Origin of the sequence: Nocardioides sp. REDSEA-S30_B4, from assembly GCF_001627265.1 — a bacterium.
GTDB lineage: Bacteria > Actinomycetota > Actinomycetes > Propionibacteriales > Nocardioidaceae > Nocardioides.
On sequence record NZ_LUPI01000068.1, the window covers coordinates 1 to 4,422 of the forward strand.

At 73.3% G+C, this 4,422-nt stretch carries 6 protein-coding genes and 1 pseudogene; all 7 read left to right on the forward strand.

What is annotated here, in order from left to right:
• The coding region (gene folE, locus A6R01_RS12585) for a GTP cyclohydrolase I FolE (protein ID WP_292606371.1) at positions 1–500 on the forward strand (500 nt) is incomplete at its 5' end.
• Positions 501–517: 17 nt separating this feature from the next.
• Positions 518–1,351, forward strand: coding sequence for a dihydropteroate synthase (gene folP, locus A6R01_RS12590; protein ID WP_292606373.1), 834 nt, complete (start codon positions 518–520; stop codon positions 1,349–1,351).
• 1 nt (position 1,352) lies between these two features.
• Positions 1,353–1,724 (forward strand): dihydroneopterin aldolase, encoded by a 372-nt coding sequence (gene folB / locus A6R01_RS12595; RefSeq protein WP_292606375.1) that lies wholly within the window; start codon positions 1,353–1,355, stop codon positions 1,722–1,724.
• Positions 1,721–2,290 carry a 2-amino-4-hydroxy-6-hydroxymethyldihydropteridine diphosphokinase gene (folK, locus tag A6R01_RS12600; RefSeq protein ID WP_292606377.1) on the forward strand — a complete coding sequence of 190 codons (570 nt, stop codon included), beginning with the start codon at positions 1,721–1,723 and terminating at the stop codon, positions 2,288–2,290. Before folB ends, folK begins: the two co-directional genes overlap by 4 nt.
• 10 nt (positions 2,291–2,300) lie before the next feature.
• Entirely contained in the window at positions 2,301–2,783 is a 483-nt protein-coding gene (locus A6R01_RS12605; RefSeq protein WP_292606379.1) for a DUF3180 domain-containing protein, read from the forward strand.
• Positions 2,784–2,793: 10 nt separating this feature from the next.
• Entirely contained in the window at positions 2,794–3,441 is a 648-nt protein-coding gene (locus A6R01_RS12610) for a hypothetical protein (protein WP_292606381.1), read from the forward strand.
• 154 nt (positions 3,442–3,595) lie between these two features.
• Positions 3,596–4,422 (forward strand): annotated as a pseudogene (locus A6R01_RS12615) (hypothetical protein); the annotation flags it as partial.

The window sequence follows — 4,422 nt, forward strand, 5'->3', positions numbered from 1 at the left end:
ACCGCGAGGGGCTGCGCGACACCCCGGCGCGCGTCGCCCGCGCGTACGCCGAGCTCACCGCCGGGCTGCGGATGAGCGCGGAGGAGGTGCTCACCACCACCTTCGACCTCGGCCACGACGAGATGGTGCTGGTGCGCGACATCGAGCTGTGGTCGATGTGCGAGCACCACCTGGTGCCCTTCACCGGCGTCGCCCACGTCGGCTACATCCCGGCGACGTCGGGCAAGATCACCGGGCTGTCGAAGCTGGCGCGGCTCGTCGACGTCTACGCCAAGCGGCCGCAGGTGCAGGAGCGCCTCACCACGCAGGTCGCCGACGCGCTGATGGAGATCCTCGAGGCGCGCGGCGTCATCGTCGTCATCGAGGCCGAGCACCTGTGCATGACCATGCGCGGGGTCAAGAAGGGCGGTGCCCGCACCATCACCTCCGCGGTGCGCGGCATCATGCACAACCCGGCCACGCGGTCCGAGGCGATGTCGCTGATCCGCGGCACCCGCTAGGACCCCCGAGGACCCGCATGTCCCGACCGCTGGTGATGGGCGTCGTCAACGTCACGCCCGACTCCTTCTCCGACGGCGGTCGCTACGTCGAGCCGCGGGCTGCCGTCGCGCACGGCCTCGCACTCGTCGAGGCCGGCGCGGACGTGCTCGACGTCGGCGGTGAGTCCACCCGTCCCGGCGCCACCCGCCCGCTGGTGGCCGAGGAGCTGGCCAGGGTCGTCCCGGTCATCACCGAGCTGGCCGCCGCCGGGGTCACGGTCTCGGTGGACACGATGCGCGCGGAGGTGGCGCAGGCGGCCCTGGAGGCCGGCGCCGCCATCGTCAACGACGTCTCCGGCGGCCTCGCCGACCCCACCATGCTGCCGACGGTCGCCGCCTCGGACGCGACGTACGTCGCCATGCACTGGCGCGCCCACGCCGACCGGATGGCAGACCTCGCCGACTACCCCGACGGCGTCGTGCCGACCGTCCGCGACGAGCTGGCGGACCGGGTCGAGGCGGCGGTCGCTGCCGGCGTACCCCTCGAGCGGCTCGTGCTCGACCCCGGCCTGGGGTTCGCCAAGCGACCGGCCCACAACTGGGAGCTGCTGCGCGGGCTCGACGAGATCGCCTCCCTCGGGGCCCGGCTGCTGGTCGGCGCCAGCCGCAAGTCGTTCCTGGGCACGCTGCTGGCCGACGCGACGGGGGAGCCGCGTCCGGTCGATGCCCGGGAGGCGGCCCACCTGGCGGTCGTGCTGCACTGTGCCCGGGCCGGGGTGTGGGCGGTGCGGGTCCACGACGTAGGTTCAGCCTGCGACGCGCTGGCCGCCTGGGCCGCGCTGGAGGATCCGACGAGCGTGGCAGGAGGCTGAGGTGGTCGACGAGCTCAGCGTGAGCGGCATCGAGTGCTGGGGCCACCACGGCGTCTTCGAGCACGAGAAGCGCGAGGGCCAGCCCTTCGTGATCGACCTCGTCCTCGGTCTGGATACCCGTCCGGCGGCGGCCTCCGACGACTTGCGCGACACCGTCGACTACGGAAGTCTCGTGGCGCAGGTGAAGGCCGCCGTCGAGCGCGATCCGGTCGACCTGATCGAGACCCTCATCCACCGCATCACGGAGGTCTGCCTCTTGGACTCCCGGGTTGAATGGGCGAGGGTGACGGTCCACAAGCCGAATGCCCCCATCGACGCGACGTTCACCGACGTCACGCTGACGACGACCAGGACACGCGAGGACCTTTCGTGACCGAGACCCCCAACCCGCACATCATCGACGCCGACACCCTCACCGGTGAGATGCGCCCGATCCGGCGCGCGGTGCTGTCCCTGGGCTCCAACCTCGGCGAGCGGCTGGCCACCCTCCAGGGCGCCGTCAACGCGATCGCCGACACCCCCGACGTGTGGGTCACCGGCATCTCCCCGGTCTACGAGACCGAGCCCGTCGACGCCCCCGCCGGCTCCGACTCCTTCCTCAACGCCGTGGTCCTCATCGACACCACGCTCGCGGCCAACCGCCTGCTCGACCGCGCCCAGGCCATCGAGGACGCCTTCGACCGCGAGCGCACGGACGTCCGCAACGCCCCGCGCACCCTCGACGTCGACCTGATCGTCGTCGGCGACCGTCGCAGCCACGAGGAGCACCTCCAGCTGCCGCACCCGCGCGCCGCGGAGCGGGCCTTCGTGCTCAAGCCGTGGTTCGACCTCGAGCCGGACGCCTCGATCCCCGACTTCGGTCCCATCGCCGACCTGCTCGCCGCCACCGGCGTCGACGGCCTGACCCTGCGCGAGGACCTCACCCTCGAGCTCGAGTGACCCGCGCGTCGTGAGCGACGAGCGGCAGAAGCCGCCCACCGGCACGATCCGACCGGTCTCGCCGGTCGTGCTCGCGGTGCTCGGCATCGTCGGGCTCGTGCTCGGGTGGCTGGTCCACCCGCTCACGGTCGAGCTGTCCGGCTCCGCGCCGGTCGTCACGTGGCCGCAGCCGACGCTGCTGGGCTTCGTCGCGGTGGCGCTGGGGAGGTTCGCGTGGGACACCCGCGCGTCGGTCCGGGACCGGGCCCGACGGCTCGAGCCGCACCGGGCGGTCAACCGGCTCGCGTTCGGCCGGGCTGCGGCGTACGTCGCGAGCGTGCTGGGCGGTGCCTACGCCGGCTACGCGCTGTCGTGGGTCGACTCCCGCGCCGAGCTGGCGAGCGATCGGGTGCTGTGGTCGGGCCTGGCGGCGGTCGCGTCGCTGGCCGTGGTGGTCTGCGGGGTGCTCCTGGAGCGCGCGTGTCGCGTCCGTCTGGACGACGACGAGGCCTAACCTGGGCCGCATGACTTCCCCAGCGGCCACTTCCGTCACACCGGTCACGTCGGGCACGACTGGCGCGCCGGCCTCGGCCGCTCGCCGCCGCCAGCGCTCCACCCGGCTGACGGTCGCCACCGTCCTGCTGGTGCTCTCCGCGTCTCTGGTCGCCGCGACCGTCGCCTCCGGGTCCTGGCTGCTGCTGGTCCTGGCCGCCGCCGGCGCCGTCGTGCTGGGCGCCGCCGCCACCCGCATCACCCACGCCGAGCTCGTGCAGTCGCGCCGCGAGGCCAACCGCGACCGGGCCGAGCAGGCCCAGGCCTACCGGCGCCTCGCCGAGGAGCGCGCCACCGAGCACGCCGCCCGCGTCGAGGACCTCCGCAGCCGCATCGCTGAGCGCGAGCAGGCGCTCACCGACCTCGGGGCCGTCCTCTCCACCACCCAGCGCCACGCCGCCGACGCCTCCCGCGAGCTGGCCTCCGAGCGCCGCCGCGCCGACCGGCTCGACGAGGACCTCCGCGTCGCCACCCGCGCCCTCGACGCCGCCTCCGAGCAGACCACCGACGCCATCGTCCGGGTCGCCGAGCTCAAGCAGGAGGTCGACGTCCTGCGTGCAGAGCTCGACTCGGTCACCGCTGCCTGGCACGCGGCCGAGGGGCACCGCAAGCACGCTTGAAGTCGCCGCGAGCCGGGATACGACGCATTCGATTTCCTGCTTACTGCGCAGTAAGCAGGAAGGGGGATTCGGAGTATCCCGATCGGCCTCCCACCAGTCCCTCCCGCCACACCCGGCCGCAGGGGTGAAGTCGACTACGGCATGATGTGGTGCCGTGATCCCCGAGGAGAGCCGTTTCGAGAGCGACCCGGAGGAGCTCGTCTCCGACCCGCCCCTGCCTGACGGGTGGGAGATCGGTACGCCGGACGCCAGCGACCGCTTCGAGGTCGCCCGCCTGACCCACCTGCTGCGCGCCCACGAGCGGCATGGCCGCGGCTGGGCCGGGGCGTCGGTGGATGACGTGCTGGTCGAGGTGTCCGAGCACGGGCTGCGCACCCGCGAGAACGTCGTGGTCCGCGACCCCGAGGGCCAGATCCAGGCCTGGGGCAGCGTCCACGACCGCGCCGGCGGCCGGATGCTCTACGTCCACATCGTCTCCCGCGAGCTGGCGCCGCCGATCGCGCGCAAGTGCTCCGACGTGCTCTTCGAGTGGGCCCGCGGACAGGCTCTGAGCCGCCCGGTCGAGCCCGAGGAGATCGGGCTGGTGCCCGACCCCGACGAGTGGGAGAAGAAGGGCGCGCGCTTCCGCCTGGTCGACCGCGAGGGCCAGGGTCTGCCGGACGAGGCCGACCTGCGCGCCGTCCACGACGTGCTCGAGGCGGCCTTCACCGACCACTTCAACTCCTTCGAGGAGTCCTTCGGCGAGTTCCTCCACCGCCTGCGCGAGGACCCGGGCCACCGCTGGAACCACTGGTGGCTGGCCGAGCTCGTCGACGACGTACCCGAGGGCCTCGAGGCCCCCGAGGGCCGCCACCCCGCGGTCGGCGCCCTCATCGGCACCGTCTCCCACAACGCCACCGGCCCGGACTCCTCCTACGTCTCCTACATCGGGGTCGTCGACGGCGCCCGCGGCCGCGGCGTCGCCAAGGGCCTGCTGCGCAC

Coding starts and splice junctions, on each gene's coding strand:
- folP (WP_292606373.1), top strand. CDS start 518: ATGTCCCGACCGCTGGTGATGGGCGTCGTCAACGTCACGCCCGACTCC.
- A6R01_RS12610 (WP_292606381.1), top strand. CDS start 2,794: ATGACTTCCCCAGCGGCCACTTCCGTCACACCGGTCACGTCGGGCACG.